The sequence below is a fragment of the Nonomuraea sp. CX421 genome (genome assembly GCF_059358955.1).
The window spans coordinates 68,922-94,575 of sequence record NZ_JCADBK010000018.1; the positions used below are offsets into that span (position 1 = coordinate 68,922).

General features: G+C 69.0%; 18 protein-coding genes and 1 pseudogene. 9 read left to right on the plus strand and 10 right to left on the minus strand.

Annotation, left to right across the window (positions count from 1 at the left end):
* The first annotated feature begins 13 nt into the window (after positions 1-13).
* The 5 genes from AC5L3X_RS27685 to AC5L3X_RS27705 all read left to right on the plus strand — a co-directional run bounded on the left by AC5L3X_RS27685 (position 14) and on the right by AC5L3X_RS27705 (position 10,695).
* Complete coding sequence (locus tag AC5L3X_RS27685; protein ID WP_494860750.1) at positions 14-346, plus strand: hypothetical protein; 333 nt, start codon at positions 14-16, stop codon at positions 344-346.
* The gene (locus tag AC5L3X_RS27690) at positions 343-2,469 is read left to right on the plus strand and encodes a carbon starvation CstA family protein (protein ID WP_494860751.1); all 2,127 of its coding nucleotides are present in this window, start codon (positions 343-345) and stop codon (positions 2,467-2,469) included. Before AC5L3X_RS27685 ends, AC5L3X_RS27690 begins: the two co-directional genes overlap by 4 nt.
* A gap of 78 nt (positions 2,470-2,547) precedes the next feature.
* Complete coding sequence (locus AC5L3X_RS27695) at positions 2,548-3,291, plus strand: SDR family NAD(P)-dependent oxidoreductase (protein ID WP_494860752.1); 744 nt, start codon at positions 2,548-2,550, stop codon at positions 3,289-3,291.
* 1,176 nt (positions 3,292-4,467) lie between these two features.
* Positions 4,468-9,477, plus strand: a complete 5,010-nt coding sequence (locus AC5L3X_RS27700) for a DNRLRE domain-containing protein (protein ID WP_494860753.1) — start codon at positions 4,468-4,470, stop codon at positions 9,475-9,477.
* 99 nt (positions 9,478-9,576) lie between these two features.
* Complete coding sequence (locus tag AC5L3X_RS27705) at positions 9,577-10,695, plus strand: DUF6461 domain-containing protein (protein WP_494860754.1); 1,119 nt, start codon at positions 9,577-9,579, stop codon at positions 10,693-10,695.
* A gap of 255 nt (positions 10,696-10,950) precedes the next feature.
* On the opposite strand, the pseudogene AC5L3X_RS27710 reads toward AC5L3X_RS27705, so the two are convergent.
* From AC5L3X_RS27710 to AC5L3X_RS27740, 7 genes and pseudogenes are all read right to left on the minus strand, one after another.
* Positions 10,951-11,488, minus strand: a pseudogene (locus AC5L3X_RS27710) (IS5 family transposase); the annotation flags it as partial.
* 28 nt (positions 11,489-11,516) lie between these two features.
* Positions 11,517-12,467 (minus strand): hypothetical protein, encoded by a 951-nt coding sequence (locus AC5L3X_RS27715; protein WP_494860755.1) that lies wholly within the window; start codon positions 12,465-12,467, stop codon positions 11,517-11,519.
* Positions 12,468-12,894: 427 nt separating this feature from the next.
* Positions 12,895-13,548, minus strand: a complete 654-nt coding sequence (locus tag AC5L3X_RS27720) for a DUF3800 domain-containing protein (protein ID WP_494860756.1) — start codon at positions 13,546-13,548, stop codon at positions 12,895-12,897.
* Positions 13,549-13,714: 166 nt separating this feature from the next.
* Complete coding sequence (locus AC5L3X_RS27725) at positions 13,715-14,593, minus strand: phosphorothioated DNA-binding restriction endonuclease (protein ID WP_494860757.1); 879 nt, start codon at positions 14,591-14,593, stop codon at positions 13,715-13,717.
* Positions 14,594-14,632: 39 nt separating this feature from the next.
* The gene (locus AC5L3X_RS27730; protein WP_494860759.1) at positions 14,633-15,745 is read right to left on the minus strand and encodes an acetamidase/formamidase family protein; all 1,113 of its coding nucleotides are present in this window, start codon (positions 15,743-15,745) and stop codon (positions 14,633-14,635) included.
* A 74-nt stretch (positions 15,746-15,819) separates the two neighbouring features.
* Positions 15,820-17,310 (minus strand): carboxylesterase/lipase family protein, encoded by a 1,491-nt coding sequence (locus AC5L3X_RS27735; protein WP_494860761.1) that lies wholly within the window; start codon positions 17,308-17,310, stop codon positions 15,820-15,822.
* Between the two features lie 13 nt (positions 17,311-17,323).
* On the minus strand, positions 17,324-18,196 hold the full coding sequence (locus AC5L3X_RS27740; RefSeq protein ID WP_225262323.1) for a bile acid:sodium symporter family protein: 873 nt from the start codon (positions 18,194-18,196) through the stop codon (positions 17,324-17,326).
* A gap of 194 nt (positions 18,197-18,390) precedes the next feature.
* Here AC5L3X_RS27740 and AC5L3X_RS27745 point away from each other — a divergent pair, with 194 nt between their 5' ends.
* The 4 genes from AC5L3X_RS27745 to AC5L3X_RS27760 all read left to right on the plus strand — a co-directional run bounded on the left by AC5L3X_RS27745 (position 18,391) and on the right by AC5L3X_RS27760 (position 22,198).
* The gene (locus AC5L3X_RS27745; protein ID WP_494860763.1) at positions 18,391-19,776 is read left to right on the plus strand and encodes a selenium-binding protein SBP56-related protein; all 1,386 of its coding nucleotides are present in this window, start codon (positions 18,391-18,393) and stop codon (positions 19,774-19,776) included.
* Entirely contained in the window at positions 19,773-20,378 is a 606-nt protein-coding gene (locus AC5L3X_RS27750; RefSeq protein ID WP_189123090.1) for a hypothetical protein, read from the plus strand. The genes AC5L3X_RS27745 and AC5L3X_RS27750 overlap by 4 nt, the downstream gene beginning before the upstream one ends.
* 74 nt (positions 20,379-20,452) lie before the next feature.
* Positions 20,453-21,145, plus strand: a complete 693-nt coding sequence (locus AC5L3X_RS27755) for a GntR family transcriptional regulator (RefSeq protein WP_494860764.1) — start codon at positions 20,453-20,455, stop codon at positions 21,143-21,145.
* Positions 21,146-21,190: 45 nt separating this feature from the next.
* A complete protein-coding gene (locus tag AC5L3X_RS27760) occupies positions 21,191-22,198 on the plus strand; it encodes a 1-aminocyclopropane-1-carboxylate deaminase (RefSeq protein ID WP_494860766.1) in 1,008 nt (335 codons plus the stop codon).
* On the opposite strand, the gene AC5L3X_RS27765 is transcribed toward AC5L3X_RS27760, so the two are convergent.
* From AC5L3X_RS27765 to AC5L3X_RS27775, 3 genes are read right to left on the minus strand one after another with little or no spacing between them, the layout of a single operon-like run.
* Complete coding sequence (locus tag AC5L3X_RS27765; RefSeq protein ID WP_494860768.1) at positions 22,170-22,970, minus strand: ABC transporter permease; 801 nt, start codon at positions 22,968-22,970, stop codon at positions 22,170-22,172. The two genes, AC5L3X_RS27760 and AC5L3X_RS27765, sit on opposite strands and share 29 nt — an antisense overlap.
* Before the next feature lie 48 nt (positions 22,971-23,018).
* Positions 23,019-24,056: a LacI family DNA-binding transcriptional regulator gene (locus AC5L3X_RS27770; protein WP_494860769.1), complete on the minus strand. Its 1,038-nt coding sequence runs from the start codon at positions 24,054-24,056 to the stop codon at positions 23,019-23,021.
* A 1-nt stretch (position 24,057) separates the two neighbouring features.
* On the minus strand, positions 24,058-25,641 hold the full coding sequence (locus AC5L3X_RS27775; RefSeq protein ID WP_494860771.1) for a glycoside hydrolase family 13 protein: 1,584 nt from the start codon (positions 25,639-25,641) through the stop codon (positions 24,058-24,060).
* Positions 25,642-25,654: the final 13 nt, after the last annotated feature.

Below are 25,654 nucleotides of genomic sequence, written 5' to 3' on the forward strand. Positions count from 1 at the left end.
TCAGGAGTGACAGATGTCTTCGATGATGCTGACCTCCGCGGCTCGTGACGCGCTGCGCGAGGATGAGGTGATCTTCTTCGACTGGCATGTCGTCGGCCTCTGCTGCGCGGACGCGGGAGAGTTCTCGGTCCGCCCGCTGCGCCGGCGACGCCTGCCACGACGCGCGCGCCAGATCGGATCCGCGCCCGTGTACGCCCACCCGACCGCCTGGGTTCATCTCGCCGGGCTCCCGGTCACCGTCGACTGCCGCGCGCTGGGCCGCTGGCGGCGGTTCACGACCGACCTTCCCCCGGACGCCGGACTGCGCTGCTGCCTTGGAAGACCCTTATCTGGAGGTAATCGGTGAACGTGCGCTCCATCATCGTCTGGACGGCGGTCGCCCTCGTCGGCGCCACCGGCTGGGCTGTGCTAGCACTGTCCCGGGGCGAGAACGTCAACGCGATCTGGCTGCTCGCGGCGGCGCTCGGTTCCTACGCCATCGCCTACCGCTTCTACGCCCGGTTCATCCTGCGCCGGGTGCTCGGCGCCGACGACCGCAGGGCCACTCCCGCCGAACGACTCGACAACGGCATCGACTACCACCCGACCGACCGCCGGATCCTGTTCGGCCACCACTTCGCCGCCATCGCCGGCGCCGGCCCGCTGGTCGGCCCGGTGCTGGCCGCGCAGATGGGCTACCTGCCGGGCACGATCTGGATCATCGCCGGCGTCATCTTCGCCGGCGCCGTCCAGGACATGGTCATCCTGTTCTTCTCGATGCGGCGCAACGGCCGGAGCCTCGGCCAGATGGCCCGCGAGGAGATCGGCCCGGTCGGCGGGGCGGCGGCGCTGATCGCCGTCTTCGCCATCATGATCATTCTCTTGGCGGTGCTGGCCCTGGTCGTGGTGGGCGCGCTGGCCAAGTCGCCGTGGGGCACGTTCTCCATCGCGATGACCATCCCAATCGCCCTGTTCATGGGGTTCTACCTGCGCGTGTTCCGGCCCGGCCGGGTCATGGAGACCACGGTGATCGGCGTCACGCTGCTGGTGCTGGCGATCGTCGCCGGCGGCTGGGTCCAGGAGTCGAGCTGGGCGCCCACCTTCACGCTGAGCCCGTCCGCGCTCTCCCTCTGGCTGATCGGGTACGGCTTCATCGCGGCGGTCCTGCCGGTCTGGATGCTGCTGGCGCCCCGCGACTACCTGTCCACCTTCATGAAGATCGGCACGATCGTCCTGCTGGCGATCGGCGTCGCGGTCACCATGCCCACGCTCCAGACCACGGCGTTCACCGAGTTCGCCTTCAACGGCAAGGGGCCGGTCTTCGCCGGGTCGTTGTTCCCGTTCGTGTTCATCATCATCGCCTGCGGCGCCCTGTCCGGGTTCCACGCGCTGATCTCGTCCGGCACCACGCCCAAGATGATCCGCAAGGAGTCGCAGGTCAGGATGATCGGCTACGGCTCCATGCTGATGGAGTCGTTCGTCGCCGTCATGGCCATCACCGCGGCCTCCATCCTGAGCCCCGGCCTCTACTTCGCCATGAACTCCCCCGCCGGACTGGTCGGCGCCACCGTCCAGACGGCCTCCGAGGCGGTCACCAACCTGGGCTTCGTCATCACCCCCGAGCAACTGCAGGCGGCGGCGCAGGCCGTACAGGAACAGACCCTGATCGCCCGCACCGGAGGCGCGCCCACGCTGGCCGTCGGCCTGTCGCAGATCTTCTCCGACTTCATCGGCGGCCCCGGGCTGCAGGCCTTCTGGTACCACTTCGCGATCATGTTCGAGGCGTTGTTCATCCTCACCACCGTCGACGCCGGCACCCGGGTCGGACGGTTCATGCTCCAGGACACGCTGGGCAACCTGTGGAAGCCGATCGGCCGCGTGAGCTGGTGGCCCGGACTGGTGCTGTCCAGCGCGGTGGTGGTCGCGGCCTGGGGCTACTTCCTCTACCAGGGTGTCAACGATCCGCTCGGTGGCATCAACCAGCTCTTCCCGCTGTTCGGCATCGCCAACCAGCTGCTCGCCGCGGTGGCCCTCACCGTGGCCACGACCCTGCTGATCAAGAGCGGCCGGCTGAAATGGGCGTGGGTGACCGGGATCCCGCTCGCCTGGGACGTCGCGGTCACCCTCACGGCGAGCTACCAGAAGGTCTTCTCCAGCGACCCCATCCTCGGCTTCTTCGCCCAGCGCGCCCGCTATCAGGCCGCGCTCGACCAGGGGCAACTGCTGGCCCCGGCCAAGACCCCCGACGCGATGCGGCAGATCGTGTTCAACTCCACCGTGGACGGCATCCTGGCCGCGCTGTTCGCGATCCTCATCATCGTCGTGCTCGTCGACGCGATGCGGGTGTGGGCGAAGGCGATCAGGACCAGAGAACCCCTGCCCAACACCGAGGCGCCGTTCGAGGAATCCAAGATCGTCGAACCGTCTGGGCTCATCGCCACCCGCGAGGAGCGTCGCCAGATGGCCGAGACGTCGTCCCGCGACACCTGACCCCGGCTCGGTACGGTTCCCGGTACGGCTCTCGCCCTGGGCGGGAGCCGTATCTGTGCGACTGCTAGGGTGCGGCGGGTGAGCGGACGTGGAGTTCTCGTCACCGGGGCGTCGCGAGGCATCGGCCGGGCGGTCGCGGCGGCGTTCGCCGCCGAGGGCGACCGGGTCGCGATCCACCAACGTGACTCCGCCGAGCAGGCGCGGCGGCTGCTCGGCGAACTGCCCGGTCAGGGGCACGTCATCGTCCAGGCCGACCTGGCCGACCCCGACGAGGTGCGGCGCATGGCCGACACGGCGGCCGAGACGCTCGGCGGCATCGACGTGCTGGTCAACAACGCCGGAATCTTCCTGCACCACCCCATCACCGAGCTGTCCTACGAGGAGTGGCAGGACGCCTGGCGGCGAACGCTCGACGTCAACCTGGTGGGCGCGGCCAACGTCACCTGGTGCGCGCTTCAGCACATGCCCGCCGGAGGCCGGATCGTCAACGTCTCCTCGCGCGGGGCCTTCCGCGGCGAACCCGACGGCCCCGCCTACGGCGCGACCAAGGCGGGCCTCAACGCGTTCGGCCAGTCGCTGGCCATCGCCCTCGCGCCGCGCGGCATCGCGGTGGCCACCGTGGCGCCGGGTTTCGTGGCCACCGACATGACCAACGAACACCTCAAGCCGCCCCGGGGTGACGAGATCCGCGCGCAGAGCCCGTTCGGCCGGGTGGCCGAGCCGGAGGAGATCGCGGCGGCCGTCGTGTATCTGGCCTCACCGGCCGCCGAGTGGGCCAGCGGCGCCGTCCTCGACCTCAACGGCGCCTCCTACCTCCGCTAACCGGTCGGGTGCGAGCGGCCCATGACGAGGCGGCCAACGCGGGACAAACGCGGGATGATCTTCCAGATGATGTGGAGAGTGCGAAGCATCTACGCAGGTCAGGGCAGCGGAGTCAGCTGTACAGCCACCGCTCTCCTACAGCGTCATGTGCCCTTGCGGTTTAGTAGCGGGCGGCTGTTGCGGTGAGCTCGTCCGTGCGGCGGCAGGGGCTGGCCACGCGGCGGCGCACCTGCGGGTGTCGTCCCAGCGGTTGATCAGGACGGCGCTGCCGACGGCGCCCGCCCGATCAGGCGGCTAGCCAAATGATCATGGATACGCTGTGCTACTCATTGGCCCATCGCGACCATCTAGTGCCAGGCCTGGACAGGGTTTCATGGCAGCTTGCAGGCGTGAGCGGATCACGGCTTAAGCCACGGGTGGATCACATCCCGTAATCACGGAGGATCTCGTTCCCGTTACTGAAAATGATCTTTACTTTTAGTTTTCCCTCATGTGATGATCAATCCGTTTTGCCACGTCTGTTCGAAAGGCTGTGAGTGAAAACACGCCGATCAGCGTCCGGCTTATCTGCCCGGACGCGCCGCCGCGCTACCCTGATCACGGCTCTGACGCTACCGCTCTCGCTCATGAGCGCGCCCGCGATCGCCCAGGGCCCCACGCCACCCCCCACCCCAGCCTCCGCATCGACAACACCACCGGGCGCCACTTCGGAGCCAGGCCTCAAGACCGTCTGGGAGAAGGCTGCCAAATCCGGAAAGCCTGTCGAGGTTCCCTCCCGGTTCACCGAAACCATGAAGGTTTGGGCCAACCCCGATGGCAAGAACCTGCGAGCCGAGCTGTACACCCGCCCCGTCCAACTCAAGAACCCGGCCAACGGCGCCTGGGAACCCATCGACACCCGCATCGTCACCCGCGATGGCAAGCTCCAGGCCGCCCGCGTCAAGACCCCGCTGACCTTCGGCGAACGCGGCACCAAGCACCTGGTGTCCGCGGCCGGCAAGCAGGGCAAGACCGGCCTAAACGTGACCCGCGCGTTGCCGGAACCCAAGATCTCCGGCAGCGCGGTCACCTACCCCGACGCCGTCGCCCCCGGGGCCGACCTGGTGGTGCAGGCCCAGGCTGACGGCTTTATCTCCCGGGTGGTCTTCCGGCAGCGGCCGACCGGCCCGGTGACGGGTGCGGCTCCCGCTGACGCTGCCCGAGGGCACCACGTTCGGCAAGACGCCGGAAGGCCTGCCGCAGCTCAAGGACGCCAAGGGCAAGGCGAAGGCTGCGCCGATCGTGCTGACCGCGATGGACGCCAAAGTGGAGGCCTCCCCCGACGAGGGCAAGAGCTCCCCTATCACCGCGCGCGTGGAGACCTCCGGCAAGACGCCGGAGCTGGTGTTCACCCCGGACAATAAGTTCCTGGCCGACCCGGCGGTCACCTATCCGGTGACCATCGCCGCCGCCTCCGAATGGTTCGGCGGCGGCGTACCCACCGACGCCTGGGTTAACAAAAACAACCCCAGCACCAACAACGCTGCTGCCGGATGGCTGCGCGCCGGCACCACCTCCACCAGCGCCGACATCGCCCGCGTATACCTCAAGTTCAACACCGACGCGCCGGAGCTCGAGGGCGCCACCGTCGTCGACGCGGACCTGTGGATGTGGAACTACAAATCCGGCGGCCCCGACGGCCAACTGTGCGGCGAGAACCTCGGAAACGGCATCGCGGCCGAACGCGTCACCTCTTCATGGAGTTCCAGCAGCCTGAGCTGGTCCAACCAGCCCTCGACCTTAGGCACCCTAGAAGGAGGAAACAAGGCCGGCTACAACTACGAAGCCGATCCTGCCAGCTGGTGCGCCAAGGAAGAGACCCTGCTGCACCAGGTCAACGCCATGGCCCGCGCCTGGATCGAACAAGACGAACCCAACCACGGGCTAGTGCTGCGAGCCCTCCCCGAGACCGCATCAATCAACTGGCGCCAGTACTACTCCAGCGAATACAGCGGCGACCCCTACCCCGGGTACCGACACCCACCCACCCTCATAGTCGAATATATCCCTGCTCCGTCTGAGATCAGGGGCATCTTTATGCCCTACCAGGACACCGATCCAACAGGTGCGGAGATCGACGCCAACACATCCAGCGATCCCATCGTTCGATCAGCTCCAGAGGTGACAGACGACCAGGCGACCGCGATGCGCGCGGACTCGCCGGGCTACTACATGGAGGACACCACCTACGGGTTCGGCATCCCTGAGGAGGTGACTGAACAGGAATGGCTAGATGGGATGGAGGCCACTTATCCCGTCGGCGACGGGACCGATCCGGATCCCGGCTCGGACACCACTCCGCCCACGGTGACTTCCACCGTCCCAGCCGATGCCGCGACTGGTGTTCCAATAAACATCCCCATCAAGGCAACCTTTAGCGAACCGGTCACCGAGGTGCAGGCTGCGGTCAAAACCTCTGGGGGAACCAGCGTCGCCGGGACGGTGGCGATGGACACCGCGGGCACCGCGATGACCTTCAGGCCCCAGCAGCAATTGAGCGCCTACACGGCTTACACGGTCGAGGTGAGCGGGGCAAAGGACGCTGCGGGTAACAGGATGGCTGCCCATTCCTGGTCGTTCACCACCGAGCATGGACCGCAGGCGCTCTGGAAATTCGATGAGGGGACCGGCAGCGCTGCCGCAGACTCCTCGGGCAACGGGAACGACGCCGTCGTGAGTGAGTCCACCTTCTGGGTACCCGGAAAGCACGGCACCGCTCTGTCGAGCATGACCACTCCGGCGATCAAGACTCCCGCCACCTCGGCGAACGAGACGTCGGAACGTCTGCGCTTCCTTGCCGCCAAGGAGGCTGCAAGGCAAAGCAAGCCGGTTGAGGTCGCTCACGAGACTTCGGAAACCAGCATCACTCATGCAATGCCTGACGGCTCCTATCGGACCGACATAACGTCGGGCCCAGTCCGTACGTTGAAGGACGGTGTATGGGTCCCCATTGATACCTCTCTCATAGAGGAAGGCGGTGCGTTGAAGCCCAAGGCGATCGCCACAGGTGTCGTCCTGGAAATCTCCACCGGCGGAACCAAGCCCTATGCGAAAATCACCCACCGCCAAGGTGAGACATCCGCGCTGTCCTGGCCGACAGCCTTGCCCAAGCCCACGGTGAAAGGAAATACAGCGACGTTTGTGAACGCAGCCGGTCCTGGAGCGGATCTGGTTATCACTGTCTTGCCGACTGGATTGCAGCAGATGGTCGTGCTGCGCGAGCGGCCCGAAAAGCCGCTGGAACTCCGCATAAGCATTGCGGGCAACGCCGCCCTGTCTGAGAGCAAGGACGGTCGACTGCTGCTCACCGGCAAGAACAAGAAGCTCGTGGCGTCGGCACCGCAGCCATTCATGTGGGACGCCAGCGCCAAGGAGCGCCCGCAGAGCGCGAAGCGAGTCAAGATTGCCACAGACGTGGTCACCAAGGAGGACCACACCGAGCTGGTGCTCAAGCCCCACCACCGGTTCCTGACCGACCCGGACACCACCTACCCGGTCCGGTTGCAGCCGCTGGCGGCATCGACGAGCAGCGAAGACGTCTCACTCGCCAGCACCGACACGGCGGACTCGCCGGCGTACCCCGACAGCGCGGTCATGCTCGCCGGTGTGCAGACGGGGCAGAAGCTGCGCTCCTACCTGCGGTTCTCCACCGGGAGTCTGCAGGGTCAGACAGTGACCGACGCTAAGCTGTCGCTGTACAACATCACCAGCTCAGCCTGTGGCGCGTCGGTCAGTGACGGACTCCAGGTCCGCCGGATAACCGGCACCTGGGACGTCAACAACCTCTACTGGGCGAACAAGCCGACCGCGACCACCGAGGACGCACAGATCAACAAGGCGGGCTACGACCTGGCATGCGCCGACGGGGCCAAGCACCTGGAGTGGAACGTCACCGGCATCGCCCAGGACTGGGCCGCTGGTGCCGCCGACCATGGGCTGGTGGTGCAGTCGCCGACCGAGAGCACCGCAATCAACTGGCGCTACCTCACGGCCTCGGAAGACACCGAGTTCAACCAGCCGCCCACGCTGACCGTCACCACCAGCGGGCCTGTATCGGCACCTACCGTCTCCGGACTTGCCATAACACCGGCACAGGACGTGGCCGGAGTAACCGTGGCCACCTCGCTCACCCCACAACTGGCCGCCACCGTCGCCGACACCATCGGCGGCGACCTCACCGGGGAGTTCGAGATTGAGCACGACCCGGACGCCACCGGCCAGGGCACGGGCCGAATCTGGGCCGGCGCCTCACTCGCGGTCGCCTCTGGCAGTCAAGCCGCGGTGAGTGTCCCGGCCGGAAAGCTGAGCGACGGCTGGAAGATCCGCTGGCGTGCACGCGCGGTCAACGCCACAGCGGCCTCTACATCGCCGTGGTCGGACTGGCAGTCGGTGACTGTGGACGTGACCGGCACGGCCAAGACCTCCCTGGCTCAAAGCGCGGGCCCCGTCCTGCGTACCGACCAGAGTTTCACAGTCGGGGCATGGCTGCGCTGGACCAGCACGGACGCCGCCAACAGTGTCCTGGAGCAGAAGGGCTCGAACACTACTCCTTTCCGCCTCGGCAACGACCCGCAGCACGGTCTGGTGTTCACTCTGGGGCGCACCGACGAGAACGGCACAACTGCGGAGGGAGCTCTATCGGGAGTCAAGCCTCCGGTCAACGAGTGGTTCCACCTCGCTGGTGTCTACGACAGCGCAGCCAGCAAGGTGACGCTCTATCTCAATGGCGCTGAGATAAAGAACGCGCCGATCAGTTTCCCTGTCTGGAACGGTACGGGTCCCATGCTCCTCGGCGCCGACATGGCGGGCGATCTTGACGAGGTATTCGCCTATCAGAAGGCCCTTTCCGCTGACCAGGTCGGTATGCTCTACACCGCTACCGCCTCTGTCGCGCCGACAACGACGGCAAAGACCAACACGAAACCGCTGAACACCACCACTGCCGCCAAAAAGTTCCCGTACGGGCACATCTCCGCCGACGAGTGCAGGCGGGTCCGTCCTGTCGCTCCGAGCGCCGTCGCCACCACCGGCTCCTACTCCTTGTGCTACTCCTACCTGGTTGGAGAAAGGGAGATGAAGGGGCCGCCCGGGGCTCAGTGGGAAGCGGGGCGATGGACAGCACACATGATCATCGTCGTGCACTCGTACGTCGGCCACATGATCGGCAAGGCAAACGAGTATCAGGCGCGACCCAGCGATGTGCCCATCGGGCGCACGCTCGCCAGCCGCAAGATCAGGATGCAGATCCAGATGGGGCCGGTCTCCGCCGAGGGGTCATTCCTCGACGACTGGGACGATCGCTGGATGCGGGTCTACTCGGGAGCGGCAGGCTGCACAGCCGACGCTAACGATGGCGCCCATAAGACGGTGGAAGACTGGGCGCGAGGCGGCATCCACGAGGTCATCCTCGACCGCACGTCGGACGACAACTCGCCCGACGCGGACAAAAAGAGCTCGTGTACGATCAACCCAAACGTCAGGTACACGACGCACGCCTTCTGGGTGAGAAAGGATCTCGAGAACCCCCACACCTTTAGGTGTGACAGCTCCCGAGCCATCACCCTCTATTCTAGTGGTTGTGTTTTGTCAACCCTTCGCCCAGTCCTTATCTTCGATGAGAACAACGCGAACGAGATCCAAGCTGCGAGACACGTCTGGACTGCCCTCTATGATCCGGCCATCACGTATCCAAAGGTAGGCAGCGGGCCCGCAAAGAAGATACCGGGAGCTTTTATTCCGCATGCGCCTTCGTGCGCCAACCTCTGCCTTAGGAGGTCGACGAGCAAGGCCGTCGAAAAGGCGAACCGCGGTGTAGCGATCCCCGAATGCAAGAAGATCCGTAACTACGTGAAACCAGACAGTTGCGACGAATATCCGTTCGCGACATCACTCCAAGGAGCCGGCCAAACAAATACCGGCTACAACTACTCCGTTGCCATTATCCATGAGACCCAGAACTGCTCTCAAGGCGGCATGATGGTCCAGTGGTATCAGCGCAACCGGATTCTTGACCTCGACTCATACTGGGTTGATGTCATCCGGCAGGGTTACAGTCGGCCACATAGTGGCGCTCCGGGTACTGTAGCTCACGATCCCACCCCCACGTCCATCAGCCTCGCCACATGTACCATCGATGGCGTGTCGTAGCCGACAGTAACCGCCAATAGTTCGCCGTCTTGGGGGCGGGCTCACCTCCGCCCCCAAGACGTCTCCGCTACTCAAGCACCAATAAGGGAGTACGGCGACTTGGTCGCTTTCTCGACATACAAAAACGCGCTCGACTCTATATTCGATGTGCCAGCATGCCTGACCTGGGTGCGCGGCAAGGAGGTCGAGGAGGTCGCGCGCCTGTTCGGAGGTCGACCGGAGCAGATCAGTGACGGGCATTTTGTGGATCTGTATGACGCCTTCGAAATGGAGGAAAAGGAAGGTGTCGTACTCATCACACAGGCCGGTGACTGGATTCTGGCCGTCGAGCTCACGAGATACCGAGGAGCGAAGCCGGATGTCTTGTGCGGTCTGTCAGCGGAAGGCGATGCTTTAGCCCTGGCATGGAGCATTGAGTGGGATGCGACGTTCACCTACGCCCGCACCGGGCGTATCGACGTGGCGTTTGACCCAGTCAGGCAGGCAACCAGTGCTTACGAAGCCGAGTACCTGGAATGGTCTCGCGCCTACGGTATTTCCACTCGGGAGTGGCAAGACGATTGGCGAGCCGCCGCTTTCGCTATCGCGGAGAGCATGTCCGGCATCCGGATCGACCGCGATTGGAAGGACCAGGCTCACCTCGTCTTGAGGGTTGAGGGAGCAGGCGACGGAGAACCTGATCAGCGTCCGCCTCTGAAGCTGCCCCTTCACATGCGGGAGTTGATCTCACGCCACCCACGAGTGGCCACCATCGTAGCCTCACCGCCCATCGAGGAATTCACCGAGGGAACGTTGATCGTGGCGGAGTTGGCCGTTGGGGCTGCGGGGTTGCGTGAATCCCTCAACAGGGACCTTGTGGAGGAGGCGCTGGCCGCCATCGCGACGGGCCGCCGAGGTGAGCAGATGAACGCCTTGCGGGATACACTCAACGACCTGGCGGAGAGCTTGGCAGCGCAGGCCGGCCAGGTCATGCAGGGACGGGAGAACATCCACCGCCCCGACCCCAACACGGACTGGGGACGGCTACTGATGAAGCACCACGCGGTGAAGGCATTGAGCGGGGCTCTCTCTGGGGATCCGTACGAGGGACTCACGTTGGCGCTCCAGCACGCGAGCACGGTGACCGCCCCCACGCGCAAACAGAACGATGACTATCGCCTGTTGCGACTCCTAGAAGCTCTCGGCTTCTACATTTTCAAAGGCTACAACTCGTTCTGAGGACCTCCCCATTGTAGGAATCTCGCACTGCGGCGTCGTTTCCGACGCTCAATCTTGGCAACCCTGCGGCCTGGGTCGGCTGCCATCGAGTGACGTGGTGGCCGCCCTCGACAGGTGCGGGACATATGCGGGATGATCTTGCAGGCCATGCGGGCTGTGTGGAATGTTCATGCAGCTCACATCATATAGGCCAACCGTATGGCCGCCGCTCTCCTAAAAACTTCTAACAGAATGCGCTCAGTGATTGAGACGCCGTCAGCAGATGGTGGCGGAGGCCAGGGTCATGAAGGCCTCGTGGATGTCGTCGCGGATCTCCCAGCGGATGCGTAATCGGCGAAACCAGTGCAGCAGGGCGATGGTCTATTCGACCACAGCGATGCACGCCCAGGTCGGAGCCGTGCGCGGTGCCCCGGCGCGGGATGATCGGCTCGATTCTCTTGTTCCGGAGCTGACCGCGGTACTGTAGCGGTCGTGATCGTAGGCGCGATCGGCGTACAGCGTCCTGGGGCGCCGCCGGGGCTTGCCGACCTTGCCGCGCACCGGCGGGATCGCCTCGATCAGGGGCAAGAGCTGCAGGATGTCGTTGCGGTTGCCGCCGCTGAGGCTGACCGCCGGCGGGATGCCGTTCCCGTCGGTGATCACATGATGCTTGGAGCCGCTCTTGCCTCGGTCGACCGGGCTCGGACCGGTTTGGGCCGCCCTTGAGCGCCCGCACGTGAGAGCTATCGATCACCGCCTTGGACCAGTCCAGCCGGTCAGCGGCGTGTAGTTCGGCCAGCAGCAACTGATGGAGCTCACCGGTTGCACGCACAGCGCCTGGGTCACCGTCGCAGGCGGTGGACGATCTTCTTCGTGGAGCGGCCGGGGTAGACGACGATCAGGTGCTCCTCGACGGGCGCGTCAGGGTCGTCCTCGTCCCACTCGAAGGTGCGGGCGTAGACGCGCATCCGGTAGCGGCCGGGGCCGGCGATGGCCAGGCTGGGCAGCGGCTCGATCGTCCCGCTGTCGCCACCCTCCGGATACGTCGGCACGACCAGGCGGCCGCTGCGGCTGACGACGCCCACCTCGACCACCTGGTTCCAGCCCTTGAGCCGGAGCGGCGGGGCGGCGCCGAACGCCTTGACCGTGAGGCACATCGGCGCGTTCTCGCTGTGGGTCGTGATGGCGGCGCTGCTGCCGGCGGCGTCGATGAACCCGTCGTCGATGGCCTTGAAGATGTCGCCGCCCGCGCCCCCAGTGCTGTCCCGGTCGTCGAAGACGGCGTATCCGCCCCCTTCGAAGAGCAGGTACGCGGCCGTGCCCTGCCGCTTGGCCCGTAGCTTCGGCCAGGGGTCGGCGCATCGGACGTTCATCTCGGCCTTCCGCGCGGCCCACTCCCGCTCTTGCTCGGCCTGTTCGCACGCCTGGTCCGCCCGCTGCTGGGCGACGACGCCGGGGGACAGGAACTGCAGGGCGTCACCGAGCTCGGCCGCGCCCGCCGACCCGCCTGCCCGCCGGACCAGCGCCCGCCGCTCCTCGAGGCCGGGCATTGCGCACAGTTCCTCTCCGTACGCCAGGAGGTGCTGGTCCGGCAGGTCCTCAGGGAACATCGGCGTCCCCGTGTGGGTGTCGTCCCTGGCGAGGCAGAGGAACGCCCGCCGCCGGTCCTCCGGCCGGGTGTCGGCGTAGGACCGGATCCGCTCGCGGCAGCCCTCGTCCGCGCCGGTGAAACTGAACCGGGCGCCTTCCTCGGCGCCCACCACGACCAGCGGCAGCACGAGCGCGACGGCCACGGACAGCCGCAGCCGGCGCCCGGCGGGCGCGGGCCGAGTAGCGGGGGCCCCAGCCAGTCGCCCCGCTCGGACAGGCCCCAGGTCGTGGCCGTCGCGGCCACCGACAGCGCTGCCAGGTCGCCGGACACGGCGGCGCACACCACGGTGACGACCACGGCGGCAAGGTAGAGCGCGACGACGACAGTGGCCACGCGCCCGAAGCGGTATCGGCCGGCGGCGGCCCAGATTTGGGTGAAGACGCCGGCCGCCTGGCAGAGGTCGGAGTGCGGCAAGGACTCGAAGTGGTCTCCGGAGCGCCCGTGCGAGCCGGACGGACTGGCGAATGCCGAAAGCGCTTGACGGCTGCTCGCCGGATACCGTGTACTGGAAACGGCTGGTGACAAGAGGTCCAGGGGACCTCTTCCCGGGAAACCGGGATAGCCAGCCTTTATCGTGCCTTGCCCCACGGGGTCGACATCGAATGCAAAATCGGTTCTATGTGACTCACAAACCATTTGCAAGGCCGGCCTTCCAGAGATCGTTGCACGGCCCAGAGCCCGTAGTCGGCGACCTGAATCCCCCACACGCTCTGTGCCTCCCAAACGCAGAGCACGATCTCACGGTTCGCCGAGAGTTCGTCGCAGACATCGGCGAGCGCCGCCCGCGCATCCATGAGCCGACGATTCGTACCAAAAGTCGCCACAATCACATAGACGGAGTCTCCGGGCCGACTGACCAGTGGCAACACGGTCCGGAAGTGGGAGTACCACGCCCATTTGTACAACAGGTGAGACCGCTCACGGATAGCAGGATGCGCGTTGTTCTTATAGAGAAAGGTGGCGTCGAGCCGGGGGCATTGCGCCTCGATCACGTCGAACACCTCTCCACGCGTGACATGTGAGTCGTCCTTGGCGTGAAGCCCTTTGGGAAGTGCCACTCCGCGCCGCTCCAAATCGCATCGGAGCCGCATTCCCTCCCAAATCTCCCGGCCGTGATCCCAAGGGAATACCGCGGTGCCGAATCCGAAATATCGGCTCGCGCCCCCGGAACCCGTTAGGTCCAAATTTCCGGTCTCGTCAGCGTACATATAGATTTCAGACATGCCAGGCTCCGATCCCCTTATGGAGGAGGAAAATCCTTACTCACTGGTCCCCTTGTCGCATCGCGAAAAGCGAAATTCGCTGTGGAGCGCCATCTGCCCTCTCATAGCGACGTGGAGGGTGAGCGCGCTTCGGGAGGACCGCTGGCGGGATCTTGCGCAGGCGGCCTCAGGCGGCGGGGCGGGTGCGGCCCTTGAAGACCTCTCGGGCGTGCCAGGCGATGTGGTCGGCGCGTACGGGCGGGTGGCCGCGCTGCGGGCGTAGGACGGCCTGGCCGGACAGGTCGTGGACGATGGCGCGGGCCATGCGCGAGCGGCCGACGAACCGGTCGGAGACGGCGACGGTGAGGTCGCCGCCGATCCCGAGCACTCCGAGGTCGAGCAGTTTGTGGTGCAGGCTGCACAGGGCCAGGCCGTTGGCGGTCTCGTCGGGCCCGCCCTCCGACCACCACCGCACGTGGGCGGCCTCCAGGCCCACCGGGCTGCGGCCCAAGGCGCCGTCGAAACCGCAGAAGGCGCAGCGGTACTCGTACGCGATCAGCACCCGCTCCCGGAACTCCGGGTCGCGGGCCGGCATCGGCACCGGCAGCGGCGCGACCTCGCCGGCCGGGTCGAGCCGCAGGCCGGCGACCTGGCAGATGTCGGGGTGCAGTGACGTCTCGAAGTTGGTCTCCAGGATGGCCCGCGCGAGCCGTACGACCAGGGTGGAGTCGTCACGGAGCGCCCGCACGAGGTCGGACGCCAGCCGGCCGGCGGCGTCGCCGTCGCGGAGGGCGGCGGCGCTCGGCTCGATCCGCGCCCCGGTGACCTGCCAGAGGCCGTCGGTGCGCAGGTGGAAGAACGGGTAGGCCATGGTCGATCGGCGCGGCGGGCCGAACTCGGTGAGCAGCAGTTGCAGCTGCTCCTCGGCATCGCGGAACCGGATGGGCGCGTCGCCCTCGCGCTGGAAGTGGCCGAGCGCGTAGAGCAGGAGCAGCGGCTTGTGCGGCGCGCGCCTGCCGTCCTGGCGCCACTGCCGCACCCGGCAGACCCGCTCGACCCAGTCCACGACGGCGATCATAGGTCCATCCGCCGCCCGCTGGACAGGTCAGGTGAAGATGTCCTCGGGCAGGAACGCGGAGACGAGGAAGCTCGGCACGTCCACCAGCTGGCTCAGCTTGAGGTCGACGGCGACGCTGCAGATCACGTACGCCTGCTGCCGGGTCCAGCCCCGCTCACCGAGGTGGTCGATCATGTTGAGGAGCGCGTTGCGGGCGGCCAGGGTGGCGTCCTCGGCGGCCACGGTGCCGTCGCGGCTCACCGACATGCCGGTGGTGGCGTAGAAGCTGCGCGGGGCGGCGTACTGGGGTGCCACCCAGTAGTCGGCGCGGGCGAACCGCGGCTCGCGGATGCCCTTGGCGGCGGCCTCGCCGGAGTGGACGGTGAAGCGGACCCGCAGCGTGGCGTTCATTTCGATGGCGGTGCCGCAGGACTCGTTGTCGCCCTGGGCGAAGTGCGCGTCACCGGCGGAGAACAGCCCGCCGGGTGTGTCGACCGGCAGGTAGAGGCGGGTGCCGGCGCCGAGCTGCTTGATGTCGACGTTGCCGCCCTGCTCCCTGGGCGGGATCGTGCGCAGCCCGTGGGTGGCGATCGGCGGCTCGGACGGCACGGCGCCCTGGGGCGAGGGCGGCAGCACGAACCCGCCGCGATCGAGCGCGGCCCGCTCGCGGGCGATGATCGCGGCGAGCGCCCGGTTCCCGGGTGACAGGCCGATCGTGCCCATGAACGGCGCCGCCGGAACGCGCACGCCGGGCAGGTCGTCGGAGGTGGCCCAGCCGTCGGCCAGCCGCCAGCGCACGATGAACGGCTCGGGGAAGTCGTCGCGCAGGAAGCCGAACCCCGGCACCTGGACGGTGTAGCCGTAGCCGTCGGGCACGACCTCGAGGATCTCGATCTCCAGGAGGTCACCCGGTTGGGCGCCCTCGACGTAGACGGGGCCGGTGAGCGGGTGGACGACGTCGAGGTCGGGCGCCTCCACGGTCTTGAGTGTGGCGTCGGGTCCCATCTGGCCGTCGAAGGCGTCGCGGGTCTCCATGACGACCTCGTCGCCCGGCTCGCAGCGGACGACGGGCGGGATGTCGGGGTGCCAGCGGTTGTGCCCGGTGCCGGGTTGCTCCCGCAGGGTACGGCTCGGGTCGATGCGGATCTCGTGTACGGCCATGGCGGCCCCCTCGATGCGGCGTGGTGAGCGTCACGCTCTGCCCGCCGCCCGGGCCTGTCAAGCCCCGCCGGGGGTCAAGGGGTGTTCCAGGCGGCCAGCCGTTCGGCGTCGGGGTCGAGGACGACCTCGCAGGTGTCGTCGAAGACCATGGTCGCGCGCCGCTCCGGCTCGTACGGCGGCCACTCGGGGACGTGGCCGCCGGCGGCCGGGTCGCCGCCGGTCGCGAACGCGATCCACGAGCCGTGCATGGCGTCGGCCAGCCGCACTGGGGGCCGGTCGCCGAGCAGCATCGCCAGCATCGGCGAGGCGAGGTCGCCGAACACGAAGGGGATCTCCATCGCGTGGCCGGCGCCCAGGCGGCCGTCGAAGGCGGGCGAACGCCAGCCGAACAGGTACATGCGGGTGGCGCCGCCGGCTCGGGCGTGCGCCTCGGCCATCCGGACGGACGGGACCCGAAAGGCCCGGTCGGTGCCGACGGCGACGGCGACGGAGATCGGGCTGCCGGGCTCGTGGGTGGCCTCGTACACGGCCGTGATCCGGGCGTGGCGGGCGGGGTCGTCGGGCCACATCCGGTCGGCGTCGAACGCGGGGCCGCCTGCGCCCATGAACGCGAAGGTGGCCACCTCGTCGCGGTTCGTCCCGGCGATGAGGTCCACGCCGGCTCCGGCTCCGGCGGCGACGGCGTCGATCGGCGCGAGCGGCAGCAGGTCGGCGCCGGTGAGCGGGAGGAAGGGGATGGTGTGGCCGCCGGCGGCGGCGTCGCCGTGCTCGCCGCCGGTCCGGCCGAGCACGGCGACCTGGGCGTCGAGGATCCGCTGGTACGGCAGCGAGGGCAGCTCCGCCGGGCTGACGCCCAGCTCGTCGAGGACCAGGCGGGCCACCGGCTCCGCCGCCTCGGGCGGGAACCCGTACAGGGGCGGGCCGCCCGCGCTCTGGGAGATGACCCTGCGGAACAGCCCGGCCGCCGAGGGGCAGCCGAGCAGGCTCAGCACGTACGTCCCGCCGGCCGACTCGCCGAAGACGGTGACGTTGCCGGGGTCGCCGCCGAACGCCGCGATGTTGTCGCGCACCCAGCGCAGGGCGGCGATCTGGTCGGCCAGGCCGTAGTTGCCGGTGGCCTGCGCGTAGGCCGGGTCCAGGGCGCCCGCGTGCAGGAAGCCCAGGGCGCCGAGCCGGTAGTTGAGGGTGACGAGGACGACCCCGTCGCGGGCGAACGCGCCGCCGTCGTAGAGCGGCTCGGCGCCGGAGCCGTACATGTAGGCGCCGCCGTGGAACCACACCATCACCGGCAGCCCGGACGCGCCCGCCGGGCTCCAGACGTTGACCGACAGGCAGTCCTCGCCCGGTTCGACCGGCCACGGCATGACGGGCATCGGCGGCTGGGGCACGATGGGCCCGTACGCCGTGCAGTCGCGGACGCCCTGCCACGGGGTGCGCGGCCGGGGCGGCCGGAACAGGCCGGCGCCGAACGGCGGCTCGGCGTAGGGGATGCCGAGGTGGATCTCGCATCCGTCCCGCTCGAACCCCTGGACCTTTCCGCCGGTGGTGCCGATGATCCGTGGCATGAGCGCTCCCCTGTCAGGTGTCCGCGGTCAGGGGCTCGTCGGCCTCGGTGATGTCGCGCCGGCGTCGTACGAGGTAGCCGAAGACCAGTGTGGTACCGAACATGAGTACCCCGTACACGGCGGGCGGCACGGCCATCGTCGAGTTGCCGAGCAGGGACGGGCTGAGCGCGATGGTGATGGCCAGCGTGCTGTTGTGGATGCCGATCTCCATGCCGGACGCGATGGCCTGCCGGCGCTCGACTCTGAACAGGCGGGGCAGCCAGTAGCCGACGGTGAGACTGATCGCGCTGAACAGCAGCGCCACCAGCCCGACGGCGGCGATGTAGCCGCCGATCCGCTCGCGCTCCTGGACGATGGCCCCGATGATCACGACGGCGAGCACGACCGCGGACAGGATCCGGACCGGTTTGTCCATCCGGTCGGCGAACGCCATGGCGAACCGCCGGACGAGCATGCCGATCGCGACGGGCACGAGCACGATGGCGAAGACCTGCACCACCTTGTCGGCCTGCAGCCCGATGTCCTGCCCGTCCCCCACGAAGTGGGCGAGTGACAGGTTGACCACCACGGGCAGCGTGAACGCGGCCAGCACCGAGTTGACGGCCGTGAGGGTGACGTTCAGCGCGACGTCGCCGCCGAACAGGTGGCTGTAGAGGTTGGCGGTGGTGCCGCCGGGTGAGGCGGCGAGCAGCATCATGCCGACGGCGAGCAGCGGCTCCAGGTCGAACAGCACGACGAGCCCGAAACAGGCGGCCGGCAGCAGGAGCACCTGGGCGACCAGGGCGATGACCACGGCCTTGGGCCGGGTCGCGACGTTGGCGAAGTCGCGCGGGGTGAGCGACAGCCCGAGCCCGAACATGATCAGCGCGAGCGCGGCCGGAAGCATGACTGTGGTGAGGACGGACTGCTGCACGGGGGGACCACCGTTCCTCGGGATGAGCAACCGCTGACCTTGTCTAACAGTCCGATCCATCACCGATCAAGGCATCGGTCCTATTCGTGACCTTCGCCGGGACGGCCGCCGGACGACACGCGGGCAATGCCTCTTGACCCTGTAGGGAGTGCGGGGATTATGGGGAGATGGCACTCTGGACACCGGATCCTACGTTCTACCCCTCGCCGAGGGACGCCGCCGGCGCGCCGGCCGAACGGCTCGCCTACGTCGCCGCCTTCGACCGCGGCGCGCGGAGGCCGGATGCGATCGCCGTCCTCGACACCGACCCCTCCTCCTCGGACTACGGCACCGTGGTCGGCTGGACCGACCTGCCCCACACGGGTGACGAGCTCCACCACTTCGGCTGGAACGCCTGCAGCAGCGCGCTGTGCCCGTACGCGCCGCATCCGCACGTGGAGCGCCGCTACCTCGTCGTGCCCGGTCTGCGCTCGTCGCGCATCTACATCCTCGACACCAAGGACCGGATCAGCCCGGAGATCGTCAAGGTGATCGAGCCGGAGGAGCTGGCCAAGCGGGCCGGATACTCCCGCCCGCACACCGTGCACTGCGGCCCCGAGGGGCTCTACGTCTCGGCGCTCGGCGGAGCCGACGGCAGGGACGGGCCGGGCGGCATCGCGATCCTCGACCACCAGTCGTTCGAGGTGCTCGGCCGGTGGGAGGTGGACCGGGGCCCGCAGTACCTGGCCTACGACTTCTGGTGGCACATCAACCACGACGTGCTGGTCAGCTCGGAGTGGGGCACCCCGTCCATGATCGAGAACGGGGTCGTGGGCGAGCTGCTGCTCGGCCGGAAGTACGGCCACAAGCTGCACTTCTGGGACCTGCGCAAGCGCCGCCACGTCCAGGAGCTCGATCTCGGCGACCAGCACCAGATGACGCTGGAGCTGCGCCCCGCGCACGACCCGACCCACACCTACGGCTTCGCGGGCGTGGTCGTCAGCGTCGAGGACCTGTCGGCCTCGGTGTGGACCTGGTTCCGCGAGAACGGCGCGTGGCAGGCGCGCAAGGTGATCGAGATCCCCGCCGAGCCTGCCGACCCGGCCGGCCTGCCCGACGTGCTCAAGCCGTTCGGGGCGGTGCCGCCGCTGGTGACCGACATCGATCTGTCGGTGGACGACCAGCGCCTCTACGTCTCCTGCTGGGGCACCGGGGAGCTCAAGCAGTACGACGTCAGCGATCCGTTCGAGCCTGTGGAGATCGGCTCGCTGCGGATCGGCGGGATCACCCGCCAGGAGTCCCACCCGTCCGCCGACGGCCCGCTGCGCGGCGGCCCCCAGATGGTCGAGGTGAGCAGGGACGGCAGGCGCGTCTACGTCAGCAACTCGCTGTACGGGGCGTGGGACGACCAGTTCTATCCCGAGGGCGTCGGCGCCTGGCTGGCCGGGATCGACGCCGACACGTTCACGTTCGACGAGCGGTTCTTCCCGCACGGCGACGACTTCCGCGGCCTGCGCCCCCACCAGGTGAGACTCCAGGGAGGCGATGCCTCCGACTCCTACTGCTACCCGTGACGGTCGCGGCGGCGCTCCTGCTGGGCGCCTTCCACGGGCTGAACCCGGCCATGGGCTGGCTCTTCGCCGTCGCCCGGGGCCTGCAGGAGCGCAGCAGGGTCAGGCTGCTCGCGTCGTTGCCGGCCATCGCGGCCGGGCACCTGGGGTCGGTCGCGCTGGTCGCGGTCGTGGTCGGGGTCACCGGGTCGCTGACGACGAGCACGATGCTGTCGATGGCCGGCGGCGTGGTGCTCGTCGGGTTCGGGCTGTGGCGGCTGCTGTCGAAGCGGCACTTCCGCTGGGTGGGCATGCGGCTGTCCCTGCCGCAGCTGGCCGCGTGGTCGTTCCTCATGTCGTCGGCGCACGGCGCGGGCCTGATGCTGATCCCGGTGTTCACCGGCCTGCACGCCGGTCATGCCGGGCACGCCGGGCACGCGCTCTCGGGGGGCCTCGGCGTCGCGGCGCTGCACACGCTCGCGATGTTCGCGGTCGCGGGCGGGATCGCGCTGACCGTCTACGAGGTGGCCGGGCTGACCATGCTGCGCCGCGCGTGGTTCAACGTGGACCGGATGTGGGCGGCCGCGCTGGTGGGCGCCGGGGTGATCACCCTGCTGAACGCCTGACCGACCACCCATCAATCACGACATAACAGGACTTATCGTTGACAAAATGCGATATACAAAGTGCATAATATTGCATGCCGATACCGCAGAGCCGAGGGCTCGTCTCCCGACCGCTGCTCCGTGAGGACGCCTACCGGGCGATCCGGGACGCGATCGTCGACGGCACCCTCGCCCCCGGCGAGCGGCTCCACGACGTCGGCCTCGCCGCCTGGCTGGGCATCAGCCGGACCCCGATCCGCGAGGCCCTCGGCCGGCTGGAGCAGTCGGGCCTGGTGCTGACCAAACCCGGCCGCTACACGATCGTCAGCCCGCTCGACGTCCGGGCGGTCCGCGACGCGCAGTCGGTGACCTCGGCCATGCACGCGCTCGCCGTCCGGGAGGCGGTGCCCAACCTCTCGGCCGCCGAGCTGGACACGATGCGCGCGGCCAACGCCCGCTTCGCCGCCGCGCTGCGCCGCGGTGACGCGGGCGAGGCGCTCGCCGCCGACGACGACTTCCACGCCGTCCCGGTCGAGGCCTGCGCCAACCAGGCCGTACGCGCGGTGCTGGAGCAGTTCACCCCGGTGCTGCGGCGGATCGAGCGGTTGCGCTTCTCCTCGCTGAGCGGCCGGAGCTCGGTCGCCCACCACGATCGCATCATCGCGCTGTGCGAGGCGGGCGACGCCGACGGGGCGGCGGAGGCGTCCCGGGCCAACTGGGAGACCCTGGCCCCGCTCCTGACCTCCTCGTCCTCCCTGACCGATGGCGTACCCGGCGAACCCGCCTGACGACGACCCCGACCGTCAAACCCGGCCCGACTGAAGGAGCCACGCGTGTCCATCGACGATTTCGAGCGCTACCCCCTGACCTTCGGCCCCAGCCCCGTCCACCCGCTGGACCGGCTCAGCGACCACCTCGGCGGCGTCCGGATCTGGGCCAAGCGCGAAGACTGCAACAGCGGTCTCGCCTATGGTGGCAACAAGACGCGCAAGCTCGAGTACCTGATCCCCGACGCTCTCCGGCAGGGCGCCGACACGCTGGTCAGCATCGGCGGCGTCCAGTCCAACCACACGCGGCAGGTGGCCGCCGTGGCGGCGAGACTCGGGCTCAAGGCCGTGCTCGTGCAGGAGGCGTGGGTCGACTGGCCCGACGCGGTCAACGACAAGGTGGGCAACATCCTGCTGTCCCGCGTCATGGGCGCCGACGTGCGGCTCGCCGACGCCGGCTTCGGCATCGGGTTCAAGGACAGCTGGACCGAGGCCGTCGACGGCGTCCGGGCCGCGGGCGGCACCCCCTACGCCATCCCCGCCGGCGCCTCCGACCATCCCCTCGGCGGCCTCGGTTTCGCCGGCTGGGCGTACGAGGTCCAGGAGCAGGAGCGACGGCTCGGCGTGTTCTTCGACACCGTGGTGGTGTGCAGCGTCACCGGCAGCACCCAGGCGGGCATGATCGCCGGGTTCGCCGGTCAGGAGCGTCCGCGCAGGGTGCTGGGCATCGACGCCTCGGCCAAGCCGGCCGAGACCCGGGCCCAGGTGGAGAAGATCGCCCGCGACACCGCCGAGCTCATCGGCCTCGGCCGCGACCTGCGCGACGACGAGATCACGCTCCTGGAGGGCTGGGCCGGAGACCGCTACGGCGTCCCCGTCGCGTCCACCGTCGACGCCATCCGGCTCACCGGCCGCCTGGAGGGCGTGATCCTCGACCCCGTCTACGAGGGCAAGTCCATGGCCGGGCTGATCGACCTCGTCCGCGACGGCACCATCCCCAAGGGCTCCAACGTCCTGTACGCCCACCTCGGCGGGCAGCCCGCCCTCAACGCCTACAGCGGCGTCTTCCGCTGACCTTCGATCCCCCGGTCACCCTGGGCGATCCGCCGTCGAGGTGGCCGCGGACCGCGAGTTCGATGGTCACCACGGTCGCCGCCGCCTCGGCGGCCAGCAGGGCCACCAGCACCACGAGCTGGACGATCCCGGCCTCGATCGGGCTCGCCCCGCCGAGCAGCATGCCGACGAACGCGCCCGGCAGCGTGACCAGCCCGACGGTCCTGGTCTGGTCGAGGGCGGGCACCAGGGCCTGCGCCGCGGCCGGGCGGCAGATCTCCAGCGCCGCCTCCCTCCGCCCGAACCCGAGCGCCAGCGCCGCCTCCACCTCTCCCCTGCGCTGGACCAGCTCGTCCACCGCGCGCCGCCCGGCCAGCGTCGTGGCCGTCAGGCATCCGCCCAGCAGGATGCCGGCGACCGGGATGATCACCATTCCCTGGGTGGAGATCACCCCGCAGGCCAGCAGCAGCGCCAGGACCGGCCAGGTGCCGACCGCGATCGGCAGCCCGGCCCACCACCAGCCCCGGTTCCGGGTGATGCGACGGCCCGCGGTGAAGGTCGCGACGCCGTACATGAGCAGGACGAACCCCGCCACCGCGGGCGGCAGCGCCACGACCGCGGCGATCACCGCCGACACCGCGCCCAGTTGCGCGGCCGCCCGCAGGCAGGCGGTGACCACGGCCCGGCCGTGTCCCAGCCCGCCCAGCCGGGCCACCAGCGCGCCCAGGGCGACGAGCGCCAGCAGCGCCACCGGCAGCAGCGGCGTGACCGAGATCAGCGATGAGGAGCGCACGATCAGCAGTCTGCCGCCACCGGCGTCCCGGGACGGGCCGCGACCCGGTCAGCGCAGCATCCTTGGGCCCGAGCCGGTGGATCCGCGCACGATGAGCTCGGGCTGGAAGACCAGCTCGGAGTGCCGGGCCGGAGCACCGGCGACGGCTTCCAGCAGCGTGTCGACCGCGGCGGCGACCATGGGCTGCACCGGCTGCCTGACGGTCGTGAGCGGCGGGTCGGTGTGGGCGATCAGCGGCGAGTCGTCGTAACCGACGACCGACACGTCTCCCGGGACCGACAGGCCACGCTCGCGGCACGCCCTGATGGCCCCGAGCGCCATCAGGTCGCTGGCGCACACGACGCCCGTGCAGCCGCGGTCCAGCAGCGGGCCGGCGGCGGCCTGGCCGCCCTCCACCGAGAACAGCGAGTGCGAGATCAGCCCGTCCACGTCCCCGCCGTCGAGCACCCGCGCCATCGCGGCACGGAAGCCCTCGATCTTCCTGATCACCGGGACGAACCGGACCGGACCGGCGGCCAGGCCGATGCGCTCGTGCCCGAGGTCGGCCAGGTGCTGGACGGCCAGGCCCGCGGCGGCGCGGTCGTCGGGCGAGATGAACGGCGCCGGGACCTTCGCCGCGTACCCGTTGAGCAGCACGATGGGCACGCCCTGCCGGATCAGCTCCGCGTAGCGGTCGGCGCGCGCGGTGGTGTCGGCGTGCAGCCCGGAGACGAAGATGATGCCGCTGACGCCGCGCTCGACGAGCAGCTCGGTGAACTCGTCCTCGATCGCGCCGCCCGGCAGCTGGGTGCACAGCAGCGGCGTGTAGCCGTGCTGCACCAGCGCCTTCTCGATGGCCTGGGCGAACGCCGGGAAGATCGGGTTGTCCAGCTCCGGGGTCACCAGGCCGACCAGCCCGTTGCTGCGCTGCCGCAGCCGCTTCGGGCGTTCGTAGCCCATGACGTCCATGGCGGCCAGCACCGCCTGCCGGGTGGCGGAGGACGGCCCCGGCTTGCCGTTCAGGACCCGGCTGACCGTCGCCTCGCTCACCCCGGCGTGGGCGGCGATGTCGGTCAGCCGGGTCGTCCCGTTGCCGGCCGCGCTCACCTCAGCGCCACCACACGGTGGAGTCGGGCTCCAGCAGGACGCGGGCCCCGAGCGGAGCGGGCGCCGCGCTGGCCAGCACGACCTCGCCCGGCGCGGGCAGCTCGACCGGCCGGCCGGTCATGTTGACCGTGCAGATGAGGTCTCCCCGGGTGAAGGCGAGCGTGCCGTCCGGCGCGTCGAGCCAGGTCAGCGGGCCGAGGTCGCCGAGCTCCCGCCTGATCCGCAGCGCCTTCCGGTACAGCCGCAGCGTCGAGCCCGGCGTGCGCAGCTGAGAGCCGACGCTGAGCGGCCCCCACGTGCCGGGGATCGGCAGCCAGCTCTCCTCCCAGGGGAACCCGAAGCCGAAGCCGGGCGCGAGGTCCGCCCAGGGGATCGGCACCCGGCAGCCGTCGCGCCCGCTGTCGGGGGCTCGCAGCCGCTGGGGATCGCGCAGGTACTCCTCCGGCAGTCCGGACACCTCGGGCAGGCCGAGCTCCTCACCCTGGTAGAGATAGACCGAACCGGGCAGGGCCAGCATCAGCAGCGTGGCCGCGCGGGCCCGGCGCAGGCCGGTCTCGCCGCCGCCGTAGCGGGTGACGTGCCGTTTGACGTCGTGGTTGGACAGCACCCAGGTGGCCGGCGCGCCGACCAGCGCGGTCGTGGCCAGCGACTCGTCGATCGCGTCGCGGAAGCGGCCCGCGTCCCAGGGCGTGTTGAGGAAGTGGAAGTTGAACGCCTGGTGCAGCTCGTCCGGGCGGACGTATCGGGCCAGCCGTTCCGGAGTCGGCGCCCAGGCCTCCGCCACGCCGATCCGCTCGCCCTCGTAGGAGTCGAGGATCGCCCGCCAGGAGCGGAGGATCTCGTGGACCCCGTCCTGGTCGAAGAAGGGCAGGACGGCGCCGCCGATCATCTCGACGTGAGCGGGCCTGCCGACGTCGGGCAGCCCCTCGGCCTTGACCATGCCGTGCGCGACGTCCACGCGGAAGCCGTCGACGCCGAGGTCCAGCCAGAACCGCAGGACGCCGGCGAAGTCGGCGCGCACCTCCGGGTGCTCCCAGTTGAGGTCCGGCTGCTCGGGCGCGAACAGGTGGAGGTACCACTGCCCGTCGGGCAGCCTGGTCCACGCCGGGCCGCCGAAGACCGACTCCCAGTCGTTGGGCGGCAGCTCTCCCCGGCCCGCACGGAAGACGTAGCGCTCGCGCTCGGGACTGCCCGGCCCGGCCGCCACCGCCTGCCGGAACCAGGCGTGCCGGTCGGAGGTGTGGTTGGGCACCACGTCCATGATCACCCGCAGGCCCAGCCGGTGGGCGTCGTCGATCACGGCCTTGGCGTCGGCCAGCGTGCCGAAGATCGGGTCCACGTCGCGGTGGTCGGCCACGTCGTAGCCGAAGTCGGCCATCGGCGAGGGGTAGAAGGGCGTCACCCAGATCGCGTCGACGCCCAGGTCGGCCAGGTATCTCAGCCGGCCGCGCAGGCCGAGCAGGTCGCCGACGCCGTCGCCGTTGCCGTCGGCGAAGCTCCGCAGGTAGACCTCGTAGATCACCGCGTCCCGCCACCAGCCGGTGGCGCCGGAGGCGTCCCGGTCCACGTGTGCGAGCTCGGTCATGTCGCTCCCCCGA